This is a genomic window from Ignavibacteriales bacterium (assembly GCA_026390795.1).
In the GTDB taxonomy this organism is placed as follows: domain Bacteria; phylum Bacteroidota; class Ignavibacteria; order Ignavibacteriales; family Melioribacteraceae; genus Fen-1258.
Genome location: JAPLFG010000003.1, coordinates 1,694,945 through 1,719,283 on the forward strand (window position 1 = coordinate 1,694,945; position 24,339 = coordinate 1,719,283).

At 35.2% G+C, this 24,339-nt stretch carries 17 protein-coding genes; 8 read left to right on the forward strand and 9 right to left on the reverse strand.

Features of this window, described 5'->3' with window-relative positions:
• Window positions 1-103 precede the first annotated feature (103 nt).
• The 6 genes from NTX65_11055 (at window position 104) to NTX65_11080 (ending at window position 6,780) form a co-directional block, all read left to right on the forward strand.
• Entirely contained in the window at window positions 104-691 is a 588-nt protein-coding gene (locus tag NTX65_11055) for a hypothetical protein (GenBank protein ID MCX6169871.1), read from the forward strand.
• Between the two features lie 243 nt (window positions 692-934).
• The gene (gene sucC / locus NTX65_11060) at window positions 935-2,161 is read left to right on the forward strand and encodes an ADP-forming succinate--CoA ligase subunit beta (GenBank protein MCX6169872.1); all 1,227 of its coding nucleotides are present in this window, start codon (window positions 935-937) and stop codon (window positions 2,159-2,161) included.
• A 75-nt stretch (window positions 2,162-2,236) separates the two neighbouring features.
• Entirely contained in the window at window positions 2,237-2,608 is a 372-nt protein-coding gene (locus tag NTX65_11065; protein ID MCX6169873.1) for a hypothetical protein, read from the forward strand.
• Between the two features lie 538 nt (window positions 2,609-3,146).
• On the forward strand, window positions 3,147-4,361 hold the full coding sequence (locus NTX65_11070; protein ID MCX6169874.1) for a hypothetical protein: 1,215 nt from the start codon (window positions 3,147-3,149) through the stop codon (window positions 4,359-4,361).
• Between the two features lie 109 nt (window positions 4,362-4,470).
• Window positions 4,471-5,895 (forward strand): tetratricopeptide repeat protein, encoded by a 1,425-nt coding sequence (locus tag NTX65_11075; protein MCX6169875.1) that lies wholly within the window; start codon window positions 4,471-4,473, stop codon window positions 5,893-5,895.
• A gap of 3 nt (window positions 5,896-5,898) precedes the next feature.
• Window positions 5,899-6,780, forward strand: a complete 882-nt coding sequence (locus tag NTX65_11080) for a shikimate dehydrogenase (GenBank protein ID MCX6169876.1) — start codon at window positions 5,899-5,901, stop codon at window positions 6,778-6,780.
• 72 nt (window positions 6,781-6,852) lie between these two features.
• Here the strand turns inward: NTX65_11080 and NTX65_11085 are convergent, their stop codons facing one another.
• The 9 genes from NTX65_11085 to NTX65_11125 form a co-directional block, all read right to left on the reverse strand.
• Window positions 6,853-8,046, reverse strand: a complete 1,194-nt coding sequence (locus NTX65_11085) for a pyridoxal phosphate-dependent aminotransferase (protein ID MCX6169877.1) — start codon at window positions 8,044-8,046, stop codon at window positions 6,853-6,855.
• A gap of 128 nt (window positions 8,047-8,174) precedes the next feature.
• Window positions 8,175-8,603: a hypothetical protein gene (locus NTX65_11090; protein MCX6169878.1), complete on the reverse strand. Its 429-nt coding sequence runs from the start codon at window positions 8,601-8,603 to the stop codon at window positions 8,175-8,177.
• Between the two features lie 50 nt (window positions 8,604-8,653).
• Entirely contained in the window at window positions 8,654-10,312 is a 1,659-nt protein-coding gene (gene pckA / locus NTX65_11095; protein ID MCX6169879.1) for a phosphoenolpyruvate carboxykinase (ATP), read from the reverse strand.
• Window positions 10,309-11,526 (reverse strand): aminotransferase class I/II-fold pyridoxal phosphate-dependent enzyme, encoded by a 1,218-nt coding sequence (locus NTX65_11100; protein MCX6169880.1) that lies wholly within the window; start codon window positions 11,524-11,526, stop codon window positions 10,309-10,311. The genes pckA and NTX65_11100 overlap by 4 nt, the downstream gene beginning before the upstream one ends.
• A gap of 232 nt (window positions 11,527-11,758) precedes the next feature.
• Window positions 11,759-15,343 carry a PAS domain S-box protein gene (locus tag NTX65_11105; GenBank protein ID MCX6169881.1) on the reverse strand — a complete coding sequence of 1,195 codons (3,585 nt, stop codon included), beginning with the start codon at window positions 15,341-15,343 and terminating at the stop codon, window positions 11,759-11,761.
• A gap of 16 nt (window positions 15,344-15,359) precedes the next feature.
• On the reverse strand, window positions 15,360-17,273 hold the full coding sequence (locus NTX65_11110; GenBank protein MCX6169882.1) for a PAS domain S-box protein: 1,914 nt from the start codon (window positions 17,271-17,273) through the stop codon (window positions 15,360-15,362).
• Window positions 17,274-18,083 (reverse strand): response regulator, encoded by an 810-nt coding sequence (locus NTX65_11115; GenBank protein MCX6169883.1) that lies wholly within the window; start codon window positions 18,081-18,083, stop codon window positions 17,274-17,276.
• 36 nt (window positions 18,084-18,119) lie between these two features.
• A complete protein-coding gene (locus NTX65_11120) occupies window positions 18,120-18,950 on the reverse strand; it encodes a response regulator (protein ID MCX6169884.1) in 831 nt (276 codons plus the stop codon).
• The gene (locus NTX65_11125) at window positions 18,944-20,455 is read right to left on the reverse strand and encodes a PAS domain-containing sensor histidine kinase (protein ID MCX6169885.1); all 1,512 of its coding nucleotides are present in this window, start codon (window positions 20,453-20,455) and stop codon (window positions 18,944-18,946) included. Before NTX65_11125 ends, NTX65_11120 begins: the two co-directional genes overlap by 7 nt.
• Window positions 20,456-21,115: 660 nt before the next feature.
• On the opposite strand from NTX65_11125, the gene NTX65_11130 reads away from it, so the two are divergent.
• Together NTX65_11130 and NTX65_11135 are read left to right on the forward strand one after the other, a co-directional pair.
• Window positions 21,116-21,601: a chemotaxis protein CheW gene (locus tag NTX65_11130; protein ID MCX6169886.1), complete on the forward strand. Its 486-nt coding sequence runs from the start codon at window positions 21,116-21,118 to the stop codon at window positions 21,599-21,601.
• Between the two features lie 510 nt (window positions 21,602-22,111).
• Entirely contained in the window at window positions 22,112-24,160 is a 2,049-nt protein-coding gene (locus NTX65_11135; protein ID MCX6169887.1) for a methyl-accepting chemotaxis protein, read from the forward strand.
• Window positions 24,161-24,339: the final 179 nt, after the last annotated feature.

Genomic DNA, 24,339 nt, shown 5'->3' on the forward strand with positions numbered 1-24,339 from the left:
AATAAAACACAAAGTGGGAAACCATATCGAAAATTGACAAACCGTTTTTAAGATTTCAACTTTCAACAGAAATCTTTCATTTATTAAACAAACGGAGTGTCAAATGAAACCGAAAATCATCTTAAGTGTTGCTGTCTTCTGTTGTTTTGCCCCAACCATTTTTTCTCAAAGTAGTTCTTCACTTTCCGCCGGATTTGGAATTATTCAATCTTACGGTACGGCGTTGGGTTTTGAGATCGGATTCAAGAGAGCTATTAATGAAAATCTGAGATTTCAATTAACCACTGGATATTTTCATTGGGGCGAAAAGCACGATCTAAATAACGGTTATAGTTATAGTAATTATTATTACCATGTTATTAGAGAAATGGGATTACTAGTTCCTCTTCGAGTCGGGATTAGCTATAAATTTGGTAATGCTGATTCACATCCATATTTATCAATCGAATGGGCAGCAAATTATGTAACGAATGATTATTACACTAATGTTTTCGCTGCAGATGCAGCCACTTCATTCGATGGATCATACAAAAAATATACAAAGAATACAGTCTTCGTTTCTATTGGATTTAGTATGGGCTACTCTTTTTGTATATCGGATAATTTCAATCTTGTCTCGGGTGTAAACTGGCAGACAGGAGATTTTACTCAATTAGTCGGTTTTGTAAGCGGGATAGAATACAAGCTTTGAATGAAGAATAAAAGTTAAAACCCAACTTCGTCTTGAAGTTGGGTTTAATTATTCATCACCATAACCAAATAATTTTTCCGCAAATTATTGTTCATCTTATTTTGATCTCTCATAAAACGCTAATGTTAAAATTTTAATGAGAGCGTATGCATTTTCATCGCTTTGATTCTTACTTCTAAATGAATTAATTTTTCACCACGTTAATAAACAACAACACAGAAGACACTAATTAATAGGGAAATCATGAAAATACACGAGTTTCAAGCTAAAGAGACTTTAAAAAAATACGGTGTACCGGTTCAGGATGGCATTGCTATTAAAACTTTATCGGAATTTGACGGCGCTATAGTTCAACTAAAAGAACGCGGAATTAATCAATATGTAGTTAAATCGCAGATTCACGCGGGCGGCAGAGGTAAAGGCAAACTTTTTAATCCTAATAATAGAGAAGAGTTGGTCCAGGAAGGCGGAGTAAAATTTACAACATCGGTTGAAAAAGCAAGAGAATACGCTTCTAAAATGCTTGGCAATCTGTTGGTAACACATCAAACCGGTGCTGAAGGTAAAATTGTAAAAACACTTTTTATTGCCGAAGGACTCGATTACAAAAAAGAATTGTATTTAGGAATTCTTCTCGATCGCGGTGTTTCAAAAAATGTTATTATGGCATCTACAGAAGGCGGGGTTGAAATTGAAAAAGTAGCCGAAGAAACTCCGGAAAAAATTATTAAAGAATGGATCGAGCCGTCAGTTGGTTTTCAATCATATCAAGCTCGCAAAATTGCATTTGGTCTTGGACTTGAAGGGGCGGCATTCAAAAGTTTTATTCCATTTATGATGAAACTTTACAAAGCGTATGAAGAAACGGATGCATCGATGCTCGAAATTAATCCGCTGATTATTACAAACGATGATAAAATTGTAGCACTCGATGCAAAAATGAATTTTGACGATAACGCTCTTTACCGTCATCAAGAAATCTCTGCATACCGGGACCTTGATGAAGAAGATCCGCTTGAAATCGAAGCTTCAAAATACAATCTCAATTATATAAAGCTTGACGGAAATGTAGGGTGTATGGTCAACGGCGCGGGACTCGCAATGGCAACTATGGATATAATTAAACTTGCAGGCGGGGAACCGGCAAATTTTTTGGATGTCGGCGGCGGAGCAAATAAAGAAACAGTAGCAAACGGATTTAAAATTATTTTGTCTGATCCAAACGTAAAAGCAATTTTAATAAATATTTTCGGTGGGATTGTTAGATGTGACCGTGTAGCTCAAGGTGTTATTGATGCTGTAAAAGAGGTTTCTGTTACTGTTCCAGTTGTCGTTCGTCTCGAGGGAACTAACGCAATTGAAGCAAAAGAACTTTTAGAAAACTCCGGATTAAATTTCGAAGTTGCTTCAACATTGCATGATGCGGCGAAAAAAGTTACATCGGTTCTTTCACAGAAAACGGTGATCTAATTATTTGTACTTTAGGATAAAATGAATTATAATAAACCCGATTTCTAAACAAATCGGGTTTATGGTTAGGCAAAGATGATAGAAATAAAAATAACAATAGATTCCGCGTTAACACTCCTTCTCGAACGAATGAATGTTGAACTTAAAATTCGTCAACGAGATATGATAATTCCCAAAGGATTGCGGATTGAGAACTTGCCGTATAAACAACTCTTGCCAATTGTAGAAGCTTCTATTTTTGATACTGTGTTTCTATTGCCGGTTGAATTAGTTGCACAGGAAACCAATCTAATTAATATAATCACCGGAACAGTAAGGGCATTATCACGCATTCTTCATCAGGAAGAATTTAAATTATTCTCCTCTCAACAGGCTTTTAGATTAATACAACCGATTGTTAATCATTTACAGCTACTTAAAGAGAATAAGGATTTTCAGAATAACTGATTGTTTTTACCTTGTTAACCCCCATCTTATTGATAATGCTTTCAAGTAAACTAACCTCCGCAAAATAGAGATTACTGTAAAACGAAATCAAAATGATAAATTGCTTTTTGAGGCAATAGGTACAGGAATTGAATTAGCAAAGAAATTTATTCCGGAACTTTTTTACGTTGCTTGCTAAAGACAAAATAAACACACGCAAATATGACGGCAATGGAAAAAAATTCATACTCGTAAAAAGAGATTACGAAATGAACAAAACTGAAATAGAACTTGAAAGAACTAAAGGAATCAGTTCGACGCCCAGAGTTATCTTTAATATATAATTACGATCTCAACTAGCTGTAAACTTCCATAATATTGCATTATCTCAAAAGAGTGGCTGTCAAAATCGATTTTGGCTTTTTTACCAACTTTGTACAAAACAGAAATCTTTTTAGGCAAAATTGAAGAAATTGCTTAATTTTAATAAGACAATTTCATTCTTTGCTCTTTATTAAGGGCTCGAATGAATCATTTTTTACATTAATTCATAACTTCTATGAAAATGAATCTTGATGGAAATGAAAATCAAAATATTGCCTTAACCACACAATTATTTACAAGTCTTTTTGGCGATACCTCCAACACTGTTCTAAAAGTTTGTCCTGCCAGCATGATACTTCTCGGCGACCATACACATTACAACGATGGTGTTATTCTTTCCGTTTGCATCGATATGTATTGGACTTTTATGGTTAGGAAAAGAAAAGACAGCGAAATTAATATTGCCTCGACAGAATATAATTACATCACAAACATCAATTTAAACGAGCTTGACCAAGAAGCTAAATATCCGTATAAACTAATTAAAGGATTGGTGAAAATTTTAAAAGAAGAAAATCTTATTAGATCCGGATTCGATTGCGTTGTGTCATCAACAGTTCCAGACTGTATAGGACTTGGTTCTTCGGCAGCGCATCAAATAGGTTTTATGAACAGCATTAGAAAATTATTTGCATTAAAGATTGATGACGAAAAACTGTTAAGCATAGTTAGAAAGAATGAACTCAATATCATTGGTAAAATCTCCAACATTGCACACCATTACACTGTTCAATTCGGTAAAGTGAACAAGCTGTTTTTCATGGATTTACGAACTAAAGAGTATAAGACCGTTAGCTGGGGCAGCGGAGAGCAGTCATTAGTAATTTGCGATTCGGGTGAAAGAATAATTGAGCCTCAAATTACATGTAATGAAAGAATTGACGAATGTGAAGTTGGTGTGAAAGCGTTACGTTTATATTTATGGGGAATTAGAAATCTTCGTGATATAAAGATAGATTTTTTATACAAGCATTATCACATGCTTCCCAAAAGAATCTTTGACCGTGTTTTATATAATGTAAAGGAAAGGATAAGGGTTCAAGAGGCAATTAAGCACCTAAGAAAAAAATCTCTCAAAAATTTTGGCAATACTATTATAGATTCTCATATTAATTTAGCCGAAGATTACAATCTAAGTAATGAACATTGCGATTTCCTTTTTAGAGAATCTCAGCAAATAGAAGGTGTGCACTCCTCAAAAATAATATGTTGTTCTCCTGTAAGAAGCACATTCCACATTATTGATGATGATAAATTAGAGAATTTTATTTTCTCAATTAGAAAATCATATAGAAATCATTATAACAATGAACTTAAGATATATACCATAAAGTTAAGTGGAAGTATAAAACAAAGTTCTTCAAAAAAATTGGAATTCAGCTTGCAATAAAACAGCCCAATTCAATTCTAAAGCTATACCCGAAATATCCAAACTAATTTCAACTTGATTTTCACTTTTGTTAGCTATACATTTTCTTCCGAATTAAGAAGGAGTATTAATGAGTTTTTCTGAGGATTATCTCAACGACAATTATGAATCAGAATTTAATGATGAAGAAGTAAAATTAAAAATAAATACATGCAGAGAACATATAGACAATGGCTCTACTTTTGTACACCTGGATTTTATAGAAGAAGTAATTCAACTTTGCCTTGAATATGATTATGTCGAAGACGGTTTATACTTAGCCGAAGCATTATTAAACGCAGTTCCATATAATTCCGAAGCCTGGCAATACAAAGGAATTCTTCTCAATAATACGTTTAGTTTTGAACAAGCAGACAAGTGTTTTGCAAAAGCTCTTTCATTGAATCCCAACGACGTTGAAACCTTTATCAATAAATCAATTGCTGAAGATAATTTAGGTTTATTTGACGATGCGGTTGCATCGTTGACGCGGGCTTTGGAAATTGAACCGAATAACGAAGAAACGCTTTTCAATCTTGGAATTTTATTTGAGAAAAAAGAAAAGTACGAAGAAGCAATTTGTTATTTCGACAGTTCTATTGCAGCCGACCCGGAGTATATAGAAGCATGGTATGAATTGGGTTATTGTTACGAGAATATGAACCAATTAGACAAAGCCCTTGTTGCTTACGATAAATATTTGGAATTGGATCCAAACAGTTTTACCGGATGGTATAATAAAGGAATAGTCCTGGTTCGCCTTGAACATTTTGAAAAAGCAATTAATTGTTTCGAGCTTTCTATTGCGTTGAAAGATGATTTTTCAAGCTCATGGTTTAATTGCGGGTATTCTTATGCGCGAATTGGACGAGTTAATGATGCGCTGAAGTCCTATAAGAGGGCGAACGAGCTTGACCCGTTTGATGAAACAATTTTATTTAATATGGGACAGACTTACGAAGAACTGGGATCGTTTCATCAAGCGATAAAATATTATTCCGAATCAATTAAACTTGATGCCGAATATTATGAAGCGTTTCTCGCCCGTGGTTACTGCTATGACTCTGTTGGAAAATACCAGCTTGCATTAAAGGATTTCAACAAGGCTATTTCATTGACCAGCAGTCCAGAAGATGCATGGTTCGCGATTGCAGACTTGGAATATTCTCTTGGTAATTTGCATGAATCAATTAACAATTATTTAAAAGCCGTTGAACATAACAAGAATAATTTTAATGCTTGGCTTAAACTTGCCGAAACATACATCGAAATAGGCATGTGGCTGGAAAGTCTAAAAGCATTTGACGAATGCATTAGAATTGAACCAAAGAATGCAAATTCGTTTTACGGCAAGTCAAAAATAAACTTTCTTCTGGGCCATACTCAGGAAGCAATTGAGAGTTTGAAAATTGCATTCGAACTTGATCCGAATATCAGAAATGAATTCACAAAAGATTATCCGGATGTAAAAACATCAAAACTGTTTACAAAATTAATAGACGAAAATAAATCATAGCTTATGATACAATCTCAAAACAAGTTCAATCATAATACAAAAATTGTTGGTGTAATCGGGCATCCGATAAAGCAATCGTTTTCACCGTTAATGCATAATATTGCTTTCGAAATTTCTGGATTAAATTGTATCTACCTCCCATTCGATATACCTTCAAATTCTTTGAAAGATACAATGAAAGGAATGGTTGCTCTTGGAATAAAAGGTTTTAATGTTACTATTCCATTAAAAGAAAAAATTCTTCCGTTACTAAAAGATGTTTCGGAGGAAGCAAATATTATTGGAGCTGTAAATACAGTTGTAAACGACGACGGAATTTTACGTGGTTACAATACAGACGTTAACGGTGTTGTTGAATCGTTGAATCCATACAAAGATGAAATTGCAGGCGCAAAAATTTCAGTGATTGGAACCGGCGGCGCGGCACGTAGCGTTATTTATGCGCTGATTAGAACATTTAAGGTCGGTCAAATTAATATAATCAACCGGACTGAGCAGACGGCAGAATCTCTGAAAGAATATTTTTCCGCAAAAATGATACATGACGACTTTAAAGCGCATGCTCTTGTTCCGCCGGATTTGGTAGAAACTTTCCGAAATTCAAAACTTATTATTAATACTACACCAATGGGAATGTTTCCTGAGATTGATGATTCTGCTACAACAATCAAAGAATCATTTATGAGCGGGCAGATTGTTTTTGATGTAGTTTATAATCCAGTAAAAACAAAATTGCTTAGACTCGCCGAATCACAAGGCGCCACAATAATTACCGGATTGAAAATGTTTGTAGAACAAGGCGCGAAAGCTTTTGAACTTTGGACAGGCGAGCAGATGGAAAAAGAAAAAGTTTACCGCGCAATTGAATCTTACCTTATCAGCTAATTTTAGTTGTTGTTCTTCAGAGTTCAATTGATTCTAATCTTATCGGCAATTGTTAAAAATGAATAAGATTATTCAAGAGAGTTTAGAAAGTGCCTCCTTTATTCTATCAGAACCTTCTTTCAAATTTGCCATTGAAGTAGAATAAGAAAGCCGCAAATAACCTTCAGCTCCAAACGCACTTCCCGGTACAGTAGCAACCTTTGCTTCGTAGAGAAGGTACATAGCAAGATCGAATGAACGTTCTATTCTAAATAAAGGAGTGGATTTATGAAAGTATTTAGAAAAATTTGGAAAAAGATAGAATGCCCCTTCGGGTTTGTAACAGCTTACATCACTAATTGAAACGAGAGCGTTGTGCAAGAAATTTCTTCTTTGTTCATATTCCTTTCTCATCATTTCAACATAATCCTGAGGACCGGTTAACGCTTCTAAAGAAGCAGCTTGAGAAATTGATGACGCATTTGAAGTGCTGTGACTTTGAATTTTATTCATTGCTTTAATTATTTCTTCCGGTCCGGCAGCATATCCCATTCTCCACCCAGTCATGGCATACGACTTTGAAAATCCGTTAATAGTAATTGTTCTGTTCTTGATTTTCTTTCTTAAAGATGCAAAACTGACGAATTCAAAATTATCATAAATTATCTTTTCATAAATCTCATCGCTTATAACATAAAGATTATTCTGTTCTACTATCTCAGCAATTTCCTCCAATTCATTGAGTGTGTAACAAGCGCCGGTGGGATTAGACGGATTACAAAGTATCAAAACTTTTGATCTGGTTGTTATAACATTTTGCAACATTGACGGAGTAATCTTGAAACCGCTCTCTTCTGTTGTAGGAATAATCACTGACTGTCCGTGTGCTAAGGAAACCATCTCCGGGTAAGAAACGTAGTAGGGCGAAGAAAAAATTACTTCATCGTTATCATGAACAAGCGACTGAACCGCATTGTATATAGATTGTTTTGCTCCTGTAGAGACAATAATATCATTAGGCAGATATTCTAAACCGTTCTCTTTTATAAATTTATTTGAAATAGCCGTGCGAAGTTCAATTGTACCTTGGTTAAAAGTGTAACGTGTTTGATTTTCGTCTATAGCACGTTTAGCTGCTTGCTTTACATTGGGCGGCGTTGGAAAATCCGGTTCGCCCACAGAAAGATCAATAACATTTTCGCCTCTTGCCTGCATTTCTTTTGCTTCGGCTGCGATCTTCATTGTTGGTGAGACACCAATTTTATTTACTCGTTTAGAGATTGGCAAAAATTCTCCGATCTTATTGTAATTAGTTTAGGAGATTGAATAAACGGGAAATGTAATTTCCTCAAAAACTTTGTCTAATATAATGTTTGATAACTATATTGAAAAGGGGAGGGCACTAAAAGTAAAATTTATTTACCTGAAAGTGCACAACTGAAATTTGCAGTAAGAGTATTGAATATTAATTTAACCTTGGTTGGCTTTTCATCGAATATGATTGATTGTGCATAAGATGTATTCTGATTGAAGTCCGCATTGTAGAGCATCTGTTTGGAATCGTTATAAATCTGAATTGACACATCTCCGCCTGTCCGACCACCAATGGAAAGAGCTAAGTCCGCATTAAGTTTATCAAAATTAATTGTGTATTCCAGTGCATAATTATACTTATTGGCTACGACAGTAATTGTTAATGAATTTAATGCATTGGCTACAGAAGGATTATTTTCGCTGAAGTCATTTATCCCGGGAATTTTAGTGATCACCGGGTTCTCGGTATTACATGAAGAAAATAAAACAACTCCTATCACTAGCATCAAAATCGGTTTGTAATTTTTCATCATTACTCCGGAAATGTTCCGGAGCTTCAAAAGAAGCTCCGGATGTAATACTATTTAAGTTGCGATAGACGTTTTGGACCGGCATCAATTACATTTTGCGAACAACCTTTTTCGAACAATTTGAAATTCTCACCGAAACGTGCGGCAAGGGCATCATATTTTTTCCAATATTCGTCTTTACTACCCCAAGAATTTTCCGGGTACAAAACATCTTCCGGTACCTCGGGGCAAGTCATCGGTACTTCATAACCAAACAATTTATCTTTACGGTATTTCACATTATCAAGTTTTCCCTCTAGAGCAGCATTTAAAAGATTTCTTGTGTGGCGAATACTGATACGTTTGCCGACGCCGAATCTTCCGCCTACCCAGCCGGTATTAACAAGCCAAACATTTGCGCCATGTTTAAGCATTCTTTGTTTTAACATCTCCGCATATTCAAAAGGATGACGAACCATAAAAGGTCCGCCGAAACATGCAGAAAAAGTTATCTGCGGTTCAATGCCTAAACCAATCTCCGTTCCGGCGATTTTAGAAGTATATCCGCTGATAAAATGATATTGAGCTTGTTCTGCGTTTAATTTTGCAATTGGCGGCATAACACCGGATGCGTCGCAAGTTAGGAAAATAATATTTTTAGGATGAGTACGGACATATCCGTCACTAATTACATTAGGAATAAAATTAATCGGGTATGATGCGCGCGTATTTTCTGTAATTGAATCATCATCCAGATCAATCATCCGGGACGTGGGATCAAAGACAACATTTTCCAATATCGTTCCGAAGCGGTGTGTGGTTTCATAAATCTGCGGTTCATGTTCTGCTGAAAGACGAATCACTTTTGCGTAACATCCGGCTTCAAAATTAAACACTCCTTGACTACTCCAGCCATGCTCATCATCGCCAATGAGTTTCCTTTTTGGATCGGCGGATAAAGTTGTTTTACCGGTTCCGCTCAAACCAAAGAATAATGCAACATCACCGTCATCGCCGACGTTTGCTGAACAATGCATCGGAAGAACATCTTGATAAGTAAGTAGAAAATTCAAAACAGTAAAAACAGACTTCTTGATCTCACCGGCATAAAGTGTGTTTGCAATGACGGCAGTTCGTTGGTCAAAATTAAGAATGATGCCTGTATCCGAACGCGTACCATCTGCAATCGGGTCGAGTTTAAATCCTGGAACTGCAATTATTGTGAAATCGGGAACAAAATTTTTCAATTCATCTCTATTGTTTGTTGTTAAGAACATATTGCGGGCAAACAAACTATGCCATGCTTTTTCCGTAATAATACGAACGGGTAATTTATAATCCGGATCGGCTCCGGCATAACAATCCTGAACAAACAACTCTTCTCCTTGAGCCCAGGCTTGAAATCTACCCATTAACTGTGACCATAATGGATGCGCATAAGGACGGTTGTAAGTTCCCCACCAAATATCCTTCATCGTAGATTCTTCACGAACAATAAATTTATCAGACGCAGCGCGTGCCGTATGTTTACCCGTATTTACAATTAGAGCTCCATCTTTAGCAAGCCTGCCTTCATTTCTGAAAATAATTTCTTCATAAAGAGCTTCGTGTGGAAGATTCCAATAAACGCGGTCAAGATTTGTAATACCTTGATTCTTTAATCGGAAATCCGATGCAAGCTCAAGCGCTTGTTTAAGTGCCGGTGTGTTGAATTCTAAATATTTGCTCATGACCAATCCCTCACTAATTTGCGGTCGCCAATATACAGTTCATTCGGCGCGTTAGGATCGAGCGCCCACTTCATTCTTTCTATTCCATCGGTAATATCTTTGATCGTTCCGCAATAACTGATTCGTAAAAATCCGTCGAGACCAAATTCTTTGCCTGGAACGGTTAGAACCATCACTTTATCAATTAAGAACTGAGAAAGTTTTTGTGAATCTTTATCATATGCAGAAAAATCTGCAAAGCAATAAAAAGTTCCGTCCGGTACATAAACTTTTACGCCGCTAAAAGAACGTAGTTGATCTATTAGAACATTGCGGTTGTTCTCTAGAGTAACACGTAAGCTTTCAACTCCGGATTGAATTCCGTTAAGTGCGCCGGCGGCGGCTTTTTGCAATAGAACAGATGGACCGGAAGTTTGATGACCTTGAATGTTGGACATAGCCGCAATTAATTTTTTGTTTCCAACAGCCCAGCCGATTCTAAAGCCTGTCATTGCATATTGTTTAGAAACACCGTTAACAATTAGAAGTTTTGATTCTTCAACAGATTTTTTTGTGTAATCATATGCGCTAAATGGTTTCTTACCGTCAAAAATAAGGCGATGATAAATATCATCCATAATTAAATAAATTCCTTTCTTCTCACAAAAATCAACTATATCTGCAATGAAATCTTCTGAATACATTGCGCCGCTGGGATTATTTGGGCTGTTTATAATAATTGCACGCGTATAAGAACCAACACGCATTTCAATATCTTTTAACCGTGGATAGAATGTTCCGTCTTCCGGCAATGCAGCTACGCCAATGGCGCCGCAAAGTTTTGCCATATCCGGATAACTAACCCAATAAGGTGCTGGATAAATTACTTCTTCTTGCGGATTTAAAATTGCCTGGAGAGCCACCATAAGAGATTGTTTAGCACCGCTTGAAGCAATTACATTTTCCGGATTTACTTTCCGATGATAATATTCATCCGTATAGCGGATAATTGATTTTTTTAATTCGGGAGTTCCATCTGCCGGTGCATAACGAATTTCGCCCGAGTTTAGAGAATTTACAGCAGCAAGCAATGCATCCATAGGAGCTCTGCTTTTGGGTTCACCGCCGCCAAGATGAATTACCGGGTCTCCTTTTTCTCTTAGGATTGCCGCTTTTTCATTTAATGCTAATGTCGGAGAAGCTTTGATTGATCTTGCAATTTGACTGAGACTCATGTTAGAACCTTAAATAGATTATTCAAATAGAATGTTTATATCCGAAACTTATTGGCTATTGATTAGATTAGCAAGTGGATTTTATATTGAACGAGTCACTTTTGAATGAATTATATATCAGAAAAACGGTTTATGACGAATCTGTAAGTTGTTACATTTAGGATAATACTTAGTAATTTGCGTAACCAATCGTACAATCGAACCCAATTAAGTATGTAAATGAATTTTGCTCTTATTCCAAATTTAAGATGCCCATAACAAGTTTTATTAATTCTCTTTTATCAAATGGTTTTGCTAAATAGTGAGTAAACCCATGAGCTAGAAATTCTTTTTTGTTAGTATCCGACGCATAACCTGTTAAAGCAATTATCGGTTTGCCGTCATACTTGCCAAGTTTTTTGATCTCATGCAAAACTTGAACTCCGTCAATTCCTTGTCCAAGATTAATGTCGATCATAACCAGACTATAATCATGTTCATCCGCCATTTTAATTGCCGCCAAACCTTCCCTCGCAAAAGAAACTGTACATATCTTAGAAAGAAATTTTTGAACCACTTCTATGTTAAGAGGATTATCCTCGATGAGCAATACATTAGCCAATTCATTTTCTGTTGGAGGTTTTGTTATAGGTGACATTTCTTTTTCCATAAAAATTTGTTTTGATTGAACACTGTCGATTTTTTGGGGAGTTTCTACCGGAATCATTAGTGTAAATTTTGATCCCTTACCAAGCTCACTTTGTAAAGTGATGGTACCGCCGATCAAATTCATAATCTTATTTGCAATTGTTAACCCAAGTCCTAACCCTTCAAAATCTCTTCTGAATCCTTCACTTAACTGTTTGAACTCCCTAAAAATCAAACTCTGATCTTCGGTTCTAATACCAATACCGGTATCAATAATATTAATTACAGCGAGTCTCTTCCCGTTATTTTGATAAATGCTTGTAAGTTCAATCTTGATTCCACCGGCATGAGTGTATTTGATGGCATTTTCAATAAAGCTTGAAATGACCCGTGTTAGTAAATTTTCATCAGAAAAAATTGAAAAATTTTCTTCTTTGAGATCAAGTATAAATTCGAGATTTTTGTTCTGCGCCGGTTTTACAAAAAACATTTTTAACTGCTGGCAAAGGACGACTAAATCAATTTCCGATTTATTGATAAGATAATTGTTGTTCTCAAGTTCGGTGAGCATAAGTACGGAATTGAGAGTGTTCATCAACCTTCTTCCGGATTGAATAATCTTATCTACCATATCGAGCTGACTTGAATCCGCTACTTCTTCTTTCAAAAGTTGTGCAAAGCCTAGAACTCCGTTTAGCGGAGTGCGGAATTCATGAGACATGTTTGCTAGCAATGAGGATTTTAATTTGCTCGCTTCGACAGCTTCTTCTTTGGATCTAATAAGTTCTTCTTGGACATTTTTCCACTCTGTAATGTCTTCCTTTACCGATAAATAATGCGTGATTTTACCGGCTTCGTTCTTTATTGGTGAAATTGATGCGTGTTCCCAAAAGAGCTGGCCGGATTTTTTTCTATTATGGAACTCACCCTGCCATTCACGTCCGGAACTAATTGTATTCCACATATTTTCATAAAACTCTTGTGTCTGTTTGCCGGATTTAAGTACTCTTGGGTTTTTACCGAGTGCTTCGTCAGAAGTAAATCCGGTAACTTGAGTGAATTTCGGATTAACATATTCAATAGAACCTTTTAGATCGGTTATAATTATAGATGAGGAACTTTGTTCTACCGCACTTGAAATTTTTCTTAGATTTTCATTGGCTTTCACTCTATCCGTAATATCTTGAATTAAACCGACTACATAAAGTGGATTTCCTTTATCATCTTTGATTACAGTACCCGAAGCTATTCCCCAAACCAACTTTCCATTCTTACTATAATATCGCTTTTCAAGGTAGTTGACCTTTTCTGATTTATGAACTAGGCCTCCTAATTTTGAATATGAATCGGACCGGTCTTCTTCATAAGTCAAATCTAAAATGCTTTTACCAAGAACTTCTTCTTGAGTATAACCAAGCATTTTAGAGAAAGTGTGATTGGCCTGTAAGATTTTGTGGTCAAGTCCTAGAATTAAAATTGCAACTGAAGCGGATTCAAATATTGATCTGAATTTTCCTTCGCTTTGAATTAATTCGGCATGAGTTTGAACACGCTCTGTTATATCTCGTTCTACACTTAAAACATATTTTTCATTATCTATAATTATTAACTGCGCATTAACCTCAGCGGGGAAAGTAGATTTGTCTTTTCTGGAGTGAGTTACTTCGAAGGCACCAAATCCTTTTTCATAAATATCTCTTAGTCTTACATGTGTAAAATCTGAATTCTCGTTGACATCGAGATCTTGAATCCTCATCACCAATATTTCTTCATCTGTGTAACCATGTTGTTGAAGAGCCGCCTTATTTGCATAAACTATATATCCGTTCTTATCAATAAGGAAGATAGAATCGTTAGCAGAATTTAGAAGTTCAGCTTGAAGACGAATCTGCTTCTCGGCTTTCATTTTTTCAGTAATATCACGCACCACAACTTGTGCCGCAATCTCACCATCGTATGAAAATGAAATTGTAGAAACTTCCACATCTATTACAGCGTCATCCAGCCGGATAAATTTTTTCCTTACCACTTGAAGTTTGTCCGTGCCATTCTGAAGCGAGACAATTCTTTCTCTTGCGGAAGAACGAAAATCCGGATGAACAAATTCAAGTATATTTTTACCGATAATTTGTTCTTCGCGTTTTGCAGCAAACAATTTTAAACCGGCACTGTTTATAAAAAGTATTATCCCGTCTTTGTGAACAAAAATAGGATCGGGCGAGAAGTCAAATAATTTACGGTATCTTTCTTCGCTTTCCCTAAGTCTTAGTTCAGAACGTTTCCTCTCTGAAATATCCCGGGCTACACCAACAACTCCAATTACATCATTCGTGTTTCCGAAGATGGGAGTAAGCGAACTTTCAAAATTAAAATTATCGTCATTTCTTTTTAATGACCATTCAAATTTAACCGCTTCGCCGTTCAACGCTCTTAATGTCGCAATTTCATTTATTGTAGTTTCTGGATGGGATAAAAACATGGTTAATTTCTTGCCGAGAAATTCTTCTTCGGTAAAGCCATACATTTCCGACCACATTCCGTACAAGCCGGTTATCTTTTGATTCCTATCGAGCGTATAAACCAAATCTTGTATAGAATTAATTACTCCCTTAAAACGTGATTCGCTTAATTTCAAGGCGTCTTCAGTGCGTATTTTTTCGGTTAGATCGTGCGCAATAACCAGTTCTGCATCTTTGTTATTAAAAGTAAGGGTATGGGATATTATCTCTACGTCTATAATGGTTCCATCTTTTTTCCGGTGGTGCCATAAACCGGCTTTGTCAATTCCAGCATCTTTCTTCGGAATACTTTTTAAAAGTTTGGGAATATCTTCTTTTGGTCTGATGTCTGCAATAGTCATATTCAAAAACTCTTCTTTTGAATATTGATACTTTTCTACTGCTGCATCATTTACAGCTAAAAACGAGAGAGTAGAAAGTTCATAAACCCACATGGGATGCGGGTTGCTTTCAAATAATTCCCGGTAGCGTTCCTCGCTTTCTCTCAACTGTTCTTCTACAATTTTTCTATTCTCAATTTCCGTCCGGAGACCGTCGATGGTATTTGCTTCTTCAATCATTTGAGAAGCAGACAAATATTTTTTATTGGCTTGTTTAAGCCGTTTGTTCTCAGCTTTCAGTTTTTCGAATTCGTCTAGTAAGAATTTTTTTGTAATAGAACCATTTTTCATTAAAAAAAGCCCCTCATTAATCCTTCGGTATACTAAAGCTAAATGAACTACCTTTTCCAAGTTCACTTTCAACCCAAATTTTTCCGTTATGTTTTTCTACAAAATCGAAGCAGATAATCAATCCTAACCCGCTTCCACTTTCCTCCTCTGTACCCTTGGTGGAAAAGTGGGTGTCTATTCTAAAAAGTTTCTCCTGATTTATTTTGTCTATACCAATCCCGGTATCTTTAACGGAAAAAATAATAGAGCCATCTTTTTCAAACACCGAAATTGAAATTTCGCCGCCTTTGTTTGTAAACTTGATTGCATTGGAGATTAGATTCCGGATAACTGTTGCGAGAATGTTTCTATCAAAAACAGCAAATATATTTTCGTTCAAGTTGTTACTGATTTTCAAATCTTTTTTTATGATACTGTCATTCAAGAGCGACAAAGTTTCTTGAATTATAGAAGAAATATCGTTTGATTCAGGGTGGAACTCTATTGCGCCTCTTTGCGAACGGTTCCAAGTAAGGAGATTATCAATAAAATTAAATTGAGTTCTCAGCCCGTCGTGCAATTTCTGCATAAATGTTTTTCTCTCCACATCAGTTAGTTCGTCATCTTCCAACAGAATGTTAGACATTCCGAGCAAGCCTTGAAACGGACTTCTAAGATCGTGAGCAATGACTGAGAAAAATTTATCTTTCATCGTGTTTAAATTTCTTAATTCATTCTCGGAACGCAGTAAAGCCTCTTCGGCTTCTTTGCGCGAGGTGATGTCAAAAAGGTATGCGTGATAATCTGTAACTTCTCCATCGGAATTTCTTACGACATGAGTGAAATCGGAATACCAACAATATTTTCCATTTTTATTCTTTAATCTATATTCCTGTTCAAAATTAAAAATGCCGGCCTCAATGTATGCTTTAACTTCGTTGGAAACACGCTCTCTATCATCTGGATGCATTACCGAGCTAGAAATTGCCGGATTGAAAAGAATTTCTTCCGGATCATAACCTAATGTTGTTTTAATATTTTGAGAAACATAAGTAGCTGGGTTGCCGGAAGTTGCTTTTTTGTTGATGATAAAAACAGGTCCGCTCATAAATAATTCCCGTTCTTTTCGCAGTTCTTCCTCAGCAATTATTTTTTCAGTAATATCCTCCACAGTTCCTTCGTAGAATAAAATATTCCCATTTTCATCTTTAACCGCTCTTGAATTCTCTCTTACAAAAACAGTTGTGTCGTCTTTTCTCAACCACGCTGTCTCAAACCCGATGACTTCGCCATCTTTTTCAATCTTTTCAATAAAAGATTTTCTATAATTTTTTTTAAAATAAGATGTTTTCTTAAGGTCGATTTCCTGTAATTCTTCGAATGATGGATATCGCAACATCCTTAATAAAGAAGCATTTGCAAGGAGAATTTTACCTTGCGGGGTTGATCTGTAAATACCGATTGGTGAATTCTGATAAAGGTTTCGATACTGTTCTTCGCTCTTTCTCAGAGCTTCTTGAATAACGATTCGGTCGGTTATATCTCTACCGATTGCTATTATAACTTCTTGACCAAAGTGAGTTCCTTTATTCAGAAGTACTTCTGTCGGAAATACAACGCCATTCTTTTTCAGTCCCCAGAATTCGAAAGTTGTTGGTTCTCCGGTAGTAAAAGTTTTTTGAATGAAAGCCGCAATTTCTTTCATATTGTTTTTTCGGGGTGCTGAAAGGAATTCGGGTGTGCGACCAATAAACTCTTCCAGTTTATAACCGTATAAAATTTCAGCGCTTTTGTTTACATCTAAAAATATTCCATCTTTATCCAGAATGTAAATCGCATCGCTGATGGCGTTGAACAAATCGCGAAAACTATCTTCGCTTTGTTTTAATAATTCTTCGGACTTCTTCGATCTGCCCGATATATTCTTCCCGGCAGGTGCTTTCTTTTTCATTTAGATTCTTGTCCTTTTCGTTTCGAATATTTCTTCATTCAAGAAATAAATATCCTTTAGAAACAATTCTTTATCTGTTGTTTTCCTAATAACTCCATTATAGCTGTGTATTTTAGATGGTAATAGTTTCATATTGTCAATTAAAAGATAAATCTCAACCTCTTTATCGGAGGATATTTCTCTAATTTTTTGTGAAAGAATTATTTTATCTAACAAACTAAGATTATTACTCATAAAAATAAATTTTGGCTGGTGATCAGAAAAAACAGTAAAACCTTCGTTTACGTTAGATGCTTGATGAATAATAAAGCGCTCATTTAAAAGATCATTGAAGAAGTTCTTAAATTCCGCATCATTATCAACGATTAATATTTGATTCGCCTTTTCTTTGCTGTTGACGCGTCCGGTTTTACCGACTGGTTCAATTTTTTTAGATTCACCCAAGCGGTTGATCATTCTCTGAATTCGTTCCACAGTTTCATTTACATCAATTGGTTTCAAGAGATAATCAGTAATATTTTTTTCGCATAGGTTTCTTATCACTTCTCTATCTCCAACAGCTGTAATCACAAAAACGGGAATTGTTTTAAAAGCCGGATTTGCTCTTATTGAATCCAAAGTTTCAATTCCATCCATTACAGGCATCATTAAATCAAGAAGAATAATATCAGGCAAATTCTTTTGTAAAGCACTCAAACCGTTAACTCCATTATCGGCTTCAAATACTTCGCAGACAAATTTTTTCTTCAAAATTGTTCTAAAAAGAGTTCTAATTGATTCGTCATCATCTATAATTAAAAAACTTACCAATGTTATTCCCTGCTAAATGCATTTAGCTATTCTTTGCTATTGTGAAATTGAATATTGTACCTCGCTCTTCTTCACTTTCAATCCAAACCTTTCCATTACAGAGTAAATATCCTTCAGAAACATTTTTTTATCCATCGTTTTTTTAACAATACCGTCATAACTAAAAACTCTTGTTGTCAAAAGTTTCGTATTATCCGTCAAAAGGTAGATCGAAACTTCTTTATCGGAAACGGTTTCCCTAATTTTTTGGGTAAGTAGAGTTTTATCCAACAGACCTAAGCTATTACTCATAAAAATATATTTTGGCTTATAATTTGCAAAAATAGAAAGTCCTTCAGTTACATTGGACGCTAGATAAATCGTGAAATTCTCGTTTAAAATAGAATAGAAAAAGGCTTTAAATTCCGTATCAGTGTCTACAATTAAAATTGGCATTAAGCCAACTTTACTGTTCAACTCTTCTTTCTTATCTAATAAATCATTTGTTTTAGTTTCATTTAGCCGGTTGATCATTTTCTGGATTCGATCTACGGTATTACTTACATCAATTGGTTTCAAGATATAATCGGTAATTTTTTTTTCACTAAGGTTTCTTATAATTTCTCTATCACCAACTGCAGTAATAACTATTACGGGAATATTCTTATAAGCAGAATTGGCTCTTATTGCATCTAAAGTCTCAACTCCATCCATTACAGGCATCATTAGATCAAGAAGAATTATATCCGGCATGTTTTTTTCTATTACTTCCAAACCGGTCCTTCCATTATTGGCTTCAAATACCTCGCAGTCAAATTTTTTCTTCAAAATTGACTTTACCATGGCTCTGATTATTTCATCATCGTCTACAACTAAAAATTTTAACAATGCCCCTCTCCGCTTAATGATTCTAATTTAATTTTTGCTATTGTGAAATTGAATGTTGTACCGTGTCCTTCTTCGCTTTCGATCCAAATTTTACCGGAATGTTTCTCTATAAATTCTTTGCAGAGTAATAATCCTAAACCGGTTCCTTTCTCTTTTGCGGTGCCGTTGGAGGAAAATATAATATCTGAGTTAAGAAGCTTTTCAATATTTGTTTTAGAAATCCCAATTCCGTTATCGGTCACAGTAAAATGAAAATGATTCTCATTTTCCTCACATGCAAGCTGTACATATCCGCCGTTGTTTGTAAACTTAATTGCATTTCCGGTCAAGTTTATTAAAATGGAGTGAATCATGTTTTCATCGGCGTAAATAAAAGTTTCTTTTTTGATTGTATTAATAAGCGATATATTCTTATTCGACGCCGAAGGACTGAGAAGATTAAAAATTCTATCCGAGCTTTTCCAAATGTTTATCATTTCCGGCTGGAAAGAAATTCTGCCCGATTGAACACGCGACCAATCAAGAATATTTGTTAACAAAGAATTTGTAGTCTTTGAAATTTCTACGATGTTCATTGCAAACTCGCGAATCTCATCCTTGTCAAGACTATCAAGTTCATTCGCCAAAATTTCTGCGTAACCTAGTAGACCGTTTATTGGAGATCTTAAATCATGACTAATGATGGAAAAGAACTTGTCTTTTGTTGTGTTTAGGTGTTTCAGTTCCTCGGTAAATTTTTGTATTTGAATTTCCGAAAGCTTCTGAATAGTAATATCACGTAAAATCATAAGCACTTTTTCATATTCACTAATCACAAACCGCGCTTCAAAAAACTTTAATTCATCGGGATTACCGTTTCCAAGTTCGAATTCAAATGTTTCCACTTCTCCCGTTTGGAGTGCCTTTAATATAGTATTGAGAATTTTATCAGCAATCTCTTTGGAAAAGACTGCGTAAACAGAATGCCCGTTAAATTGATCTGTATCGGGAAAAAGATTTTGGTATTTGCCATTCTTGCATTCGAGAAATACACCATTACATGAAAGAACAAATATCAAGTCGGGTAGAGCTTTCAGAATTGAGTAATCAGTAATATGAATAGAATGAATTAATTTTTCAATGATGGCAAGATCGGTAACATTTTCAACCATGCAGTCATAGTACAATACATTGTTATTACTGTCCATTACAGCATTGATATGTTCTTTAAGAAGAATTGACTGGCCATTTTTTTTGATCCACCGGTTCTCTACCGATTCAGTTAATTTATTATTCTTAATATGTTTTGAAAACTTTTCCAATGAAAAACATTTTCTCAAATCATCGTTCGTTCCCAAACCGGCAATCAAATCATCCGGTGAAGAGAATCCAATCATTTGGATAAATGAATTGTTCGCAAATGTAAGTCTCCCCTCGGCTGTAATTCTGAATATACCGAGCGAAAAGTTTTCCATGAGATCTTCGGTAAAAATAGAGCCGACTATTCCGTTGTTTTTCTCTTTCATCAAAAAATCACATAGTTTGTTTTATATTTATACCGCTGAAAAAATTTTCTCTATCAGAAAATTTCCTAATCATCCAAAAAATAATTCCGGAAACCTGCTTTTTTGCTAAAAACATTTCATAATACCCCTAATTGTGAAGACAAATTACTCGTAATACATCCTGAATAACGTACAATTCAAATGCCATACTGTACATAGTATGTAAATCCACTATACAATTATCGAATATTTACGCTACTTATTGAGGGTGAATTGCAGTTGATTCATTCCACAACAAACAGATAGAATTATATTAAATGAGCGTTATCAATCATGTGAATAATATTAGCCAATAAAAACGAGCTGCTTTTCCAGAACTTTATCGGAATGGGTGGAATTTATTTTCTAGAATAATACTTCACAATCATGATAAATTTGAAATTACTGGTCTCGGATTTATATAAAAAGGTGAGCCGAATGGTTCTCAAAAATTTCAAAATGCATTCCATCCGAATCCATGTCATTCTATAGAAAGAATTCATTTATTATTGATTAAACTTTTGGGTTAATATTTAGATAATAAAGAGCAGAATTTTAATTAGTTCTCGTTTAGATATCTTTTTGAAATCATATTTATAATGACGGAAATAAATTTAATAAAAACATAAAGGGAGATTTTTTATGAACACCAATCCTGAAGCCAAGAATGAATCCACGGAACTCCTACAATTAGTAAGTTTTAAAATTGCCAATGAAGAATTCGGTATAGATATTTTGAACGTCCAAGAGATTAACAAAATGACACAGGTAACAAAAGTGCCGAACTCTCCGGAGTTTGTAGAGGGAGTTATCAATCTCCGCGGTAGAGTTATACCGGTTGTTAATTTGCGAGTGAAAATGGATTTGCCGAATAGAGAATATGATAAAGATACAAGGATAATTGTAGTAGATCTAACCGGCAAAACAGTTGGATTTTTAGTCGATTCGGTAAGCGAAGTATTAAGAATACCAAGAAATATTATGGAACCGCCGCCATCGATAGTTGCAGGTATCAATTCTAATTATATAACGGCTGTTGGAAAATTAGAAGATAGGCTCCTCATACTTTTAGATCTGGACAAAATATTACACCAGGAAGAAAAAGAAGTTCTAGAGACTGTGAACTGATTGAGAAAATAAAATTCTACATTCTTTCTTTGTATGAGAGGATTCCATTCATTTGGTATGATTTAGTGTTATATATAATAGGTGGTCAAACGCTGCATATTCGAATGTTTAGATAATTTATGAATGTGAAAATAAGTTAAAGAAAGCAGCCTAATTAATATTAAATATCATTCATCGTTTTTCAGTTTTTCAAAACGGAATAAGAATTAAACTAACTATGTATTAAGACATGCTCATTTTTAGCGACACATCATCATTAATTCATTTAAAGTAAATTCAATATACCTAGGCAAGTTAGTCCATTAACACTATAAAAAACGCATCCGCAACTTTTTATTTAAGTTTTTGAAATTTTGTCCGAAAATAATAATTAAATATTCTCGGTAATGCGATAAAAGGAGGATGAATATCTTAACTGATAAAGAATCCGCAAAGCTTCTTCACCTTGCTACAAAGTCGTTAATACGAGGAATTCTAAATCTTATGTTTATTAATTTATTGAAGGGATAAATGAAATACTCAATTTCTAAAAAAGTGGGGTTAATAGTTTCAATAAGTCTGTTCTTAACATTGAGCGTATTGATAATTGTTTTATTAGTGCTAGAAAGCAATTCGAAAATAAATTCTATGCGTCAAGAAGTTCACAATGCAAGCCAATTAATGATAAAGTCGATTTCTTTTGCTATGTCTCAAGGTTCCTCCGATGTTGGGCCATACATACAAAAAGTGAAAGACACAGAAAATCTTGTTGAACTTAGGGTAACTCCTTCAGATAAAGTTAAAAGCGGTTCTGAAGAAAAAATGGACCAAGATGAACGGGCAGCTCTAAAATCGAAACAGCCAAAAGCTCTTTCAGAAACATTTAAAGACAAGGATGTTTTTAGAAACATTGAATTGATCCTATCTGATAAAGCATGCAATGATTGTCATGGATCTAAAGATGGTGAACCACTTGCAGTTGTAAGTGTAAGATATTCTCTTGCCGGAATGAAATCCGACATGGCAACACAAAGATTAGCAGCAATTCTTCTAGCAGCTTTTGCAATCGTTTTTACATTTGTCATGTCCATGTTTTTTATTAAAAAGAAAATTGTTGCGGATTTGGAAGTATCTGTAAGTAATATTCAAAAACTTTCCTATGGAGAGATCGTAGATGTAAGCGTATCCGAAAGAAGCGATGAAATAGGGAAGCTGAATACGGCTCTGAAAAAATTGCAGACGAGTATGACGGAGAGGTCTATTTTAGGGACAGAATTCGCCGACGGAAATTTTGGAAAAGAAGTTTTACTCTTATCAGATAAGGATTTGTTGGGAAAAGCATTTCAAACTATTAAATATAGTTTGAAGAGTCTTGTTGAAGATTCAATGGCACTCTCAAAAGCCGCAGTAGAGGGTAGGCTTGAATATAGAGCAGATAGTAATATGCATAAAGGAGAATTTAAGGAAATAATTAATGGTGTAAATGCTACTCTTGATGCGGTTGTACACCCGATTAATGAGTCGAGTCATGTTTTGGAAAAGATGGCGCTTGGAGACTTAACAACCAGAATGACGGGTGACTACAAAGGTGACTATGCATTAATAAAAGAAAATATAAATGGTCTGGCCGAATCATTCAGTCACGCTTTATCGGAAGTTACTGAAGCTGTTCAGGCTGCAGCAAGTGCAAGCAGTCAAATTTCATCAAGCAGCGAAGAAATGGCTGCAGGAGCACAGGAACAAAGTTCTCAAACCACAGAAGTTGCAGGTGCGATGGAAGAAATGACCAAAACAATAATGGACACGACTAGAAATTCTTCAAACGCAGCCGAAGCAGCAAAAAATTCGGGCGAAGTTGCAAAAGAAGGCGGAAGAGTTGTAGAAGAAACGATTAAAGGAATGAATCGAGTCTCTCTCGTTGTGAAAAAATCGGCTGAGTTAGTTCAAACATTAGGTAAAAGTAGTAATGAAATCGGAGAGATAATTCAAGTCATTGATGATATAGCAGATCAAACAAACTTACTTGCATTGAATGCAGCCATAGAAGCGGCACGTGCAGGTGAACAAGGGAGAGGTTTTGCAGTTGTTGCCGATGAAGTGAGAAAATTGGCAGAGAGAACAACAAAGGCTACAAAAGAAATTGCAATAATGATTAAACAGATTCAAAAAGATACTGCAGAAGCAGTTATCTCGATGAAAGAAGGAACCAAAGAAGTTGAAAAAGGAAAACAGTTAGCCGATTTAGCTGGACAATCATTAAAAGAAATAATATCAGGATCGGATGAAGTAGTAGATATAGTAACACAAGTAGCAGCAGCGAGCGAAGAACAAAGCGCAACGGCAGAAGAAATAAGTAAAAATATAGAGGCAATAAGTAATGTAACGCAAGAGAGCGCATCAGGTGTCCAGCAGATTGCGCGTGCAGCAGAAGACTTGAACAGATTAACTCTTGATCTGCAAGAACTCATTTCTAAATTCAAAATTGAAGATCATTCAACAAGTGCAATACATGCCAATAAAAATACGTTTGCTAAAAGTAGTCTTTCGGTCAGATCAAACGGAGTAATCATTAAATCGTAATTTCATTTTGGAGGAGATCCTAACAATCTCCTCCTTTTTTATTCTCGTTATCATTTAATAAATCTAAAACTTACCTCGTTGTCGTTAAATTAAGCTGGCAAGTGTTTCTTAAAATATTAATCTTTTTTGCGATTATGTAATCAGAATTAATTATGGAGATAAAGAGAATTGTAACTCAA

Coding starts and splice junctions, on each gene's coding strand:
- NTX65_11135 (MCX6169887.1), top strand. CDS start 22,112: ATGAAATACTCAATTTCTAAAAAAGTGGGGTTAATAGTTTCAATAAGT.
- pckA (MCX6169879.1), bottom strand. CDS start 10,312: ATGAGCAAATATTTAGAATTCAACACACCGGCACTTAAACAAGCGCTT.
- NTX65_11090 (MCX6169878.1), bottom strand. CDS start 8,603: ATGAAAAATTACAAACCGATTTTGATGCTAGTGATAGGAGTTGTTTTA.
- NTX65_11070 (MCX6169874.1), top strand. CDS start 3,147: ATGAAAATGAATCTTGATGGAAATGAAAATCAAAATATTGCCTTAACC.
- NTX65_11130 (MCX6169886.1), top strand. CDS start 21,116: ATGAACACCAATCCTGAAGCCAAGAATGAATCCACGGAACTCCTACAA.
- sucC (MCX6169872.1), top strand. CDS start 935: ATGAAAATACACGAGTTTCAAGCTAAAGAGACTTTAAAAAAATACGGT.
- NTX65_11110 (MCX6169882.1), bottom strand. CDS start 17,273: ATGAAAAAGAAAGCACCTGCCGGGAAGAATATATCGGGCAGATCGAAG.
- NTX65_11055 (MCX6169871.1), top strand. CDS start 104: ATGAAACCGAAAATCATCTTAAGTGTTGCTGTCTTCTGTTGTTTTGCC.
- NTX65_11125 (MCX6169885.1), bottom strand. CDS start 20,455: ATGAAAGAGAAAAACAACGGAATAGTCGGCTCTATTTTTACCGAAGAT.
- NTX65_11105 (MCX6169881.1), bottom strand. CDS start 15,343: ATGAAAAATGGTTCTATTACAAAAAAATTCTTACTAGACGAATTCGAA.
- NTX65_11065 (MCX6169873.1), top strand. CDS start 2,237: ATGATAGAAATAAAAATAACAATAGATTCCGCGTTAACACTCCTTCTC.
- NTX65_11080 (MCX6169876.1), top strand. CDS start 5,899: ATGATACAATCTCAAAACAAGTTCAATCATAATACAAAAATTGTTGGT.
- NTX65_11100 (MCX6169880.1), bottom strand. CDS start 11,526: ATGAGTCTCAGTCAAATTGCAAGATCAATCAAAGCTTCTCCGACATTA.
- NTX65_11075 (MCX6169875.1), top strand. CDS start 4,471: ATGAGTTTTTCTGAGGATTATCTCAACGACAATTATGAATCAGAATTT.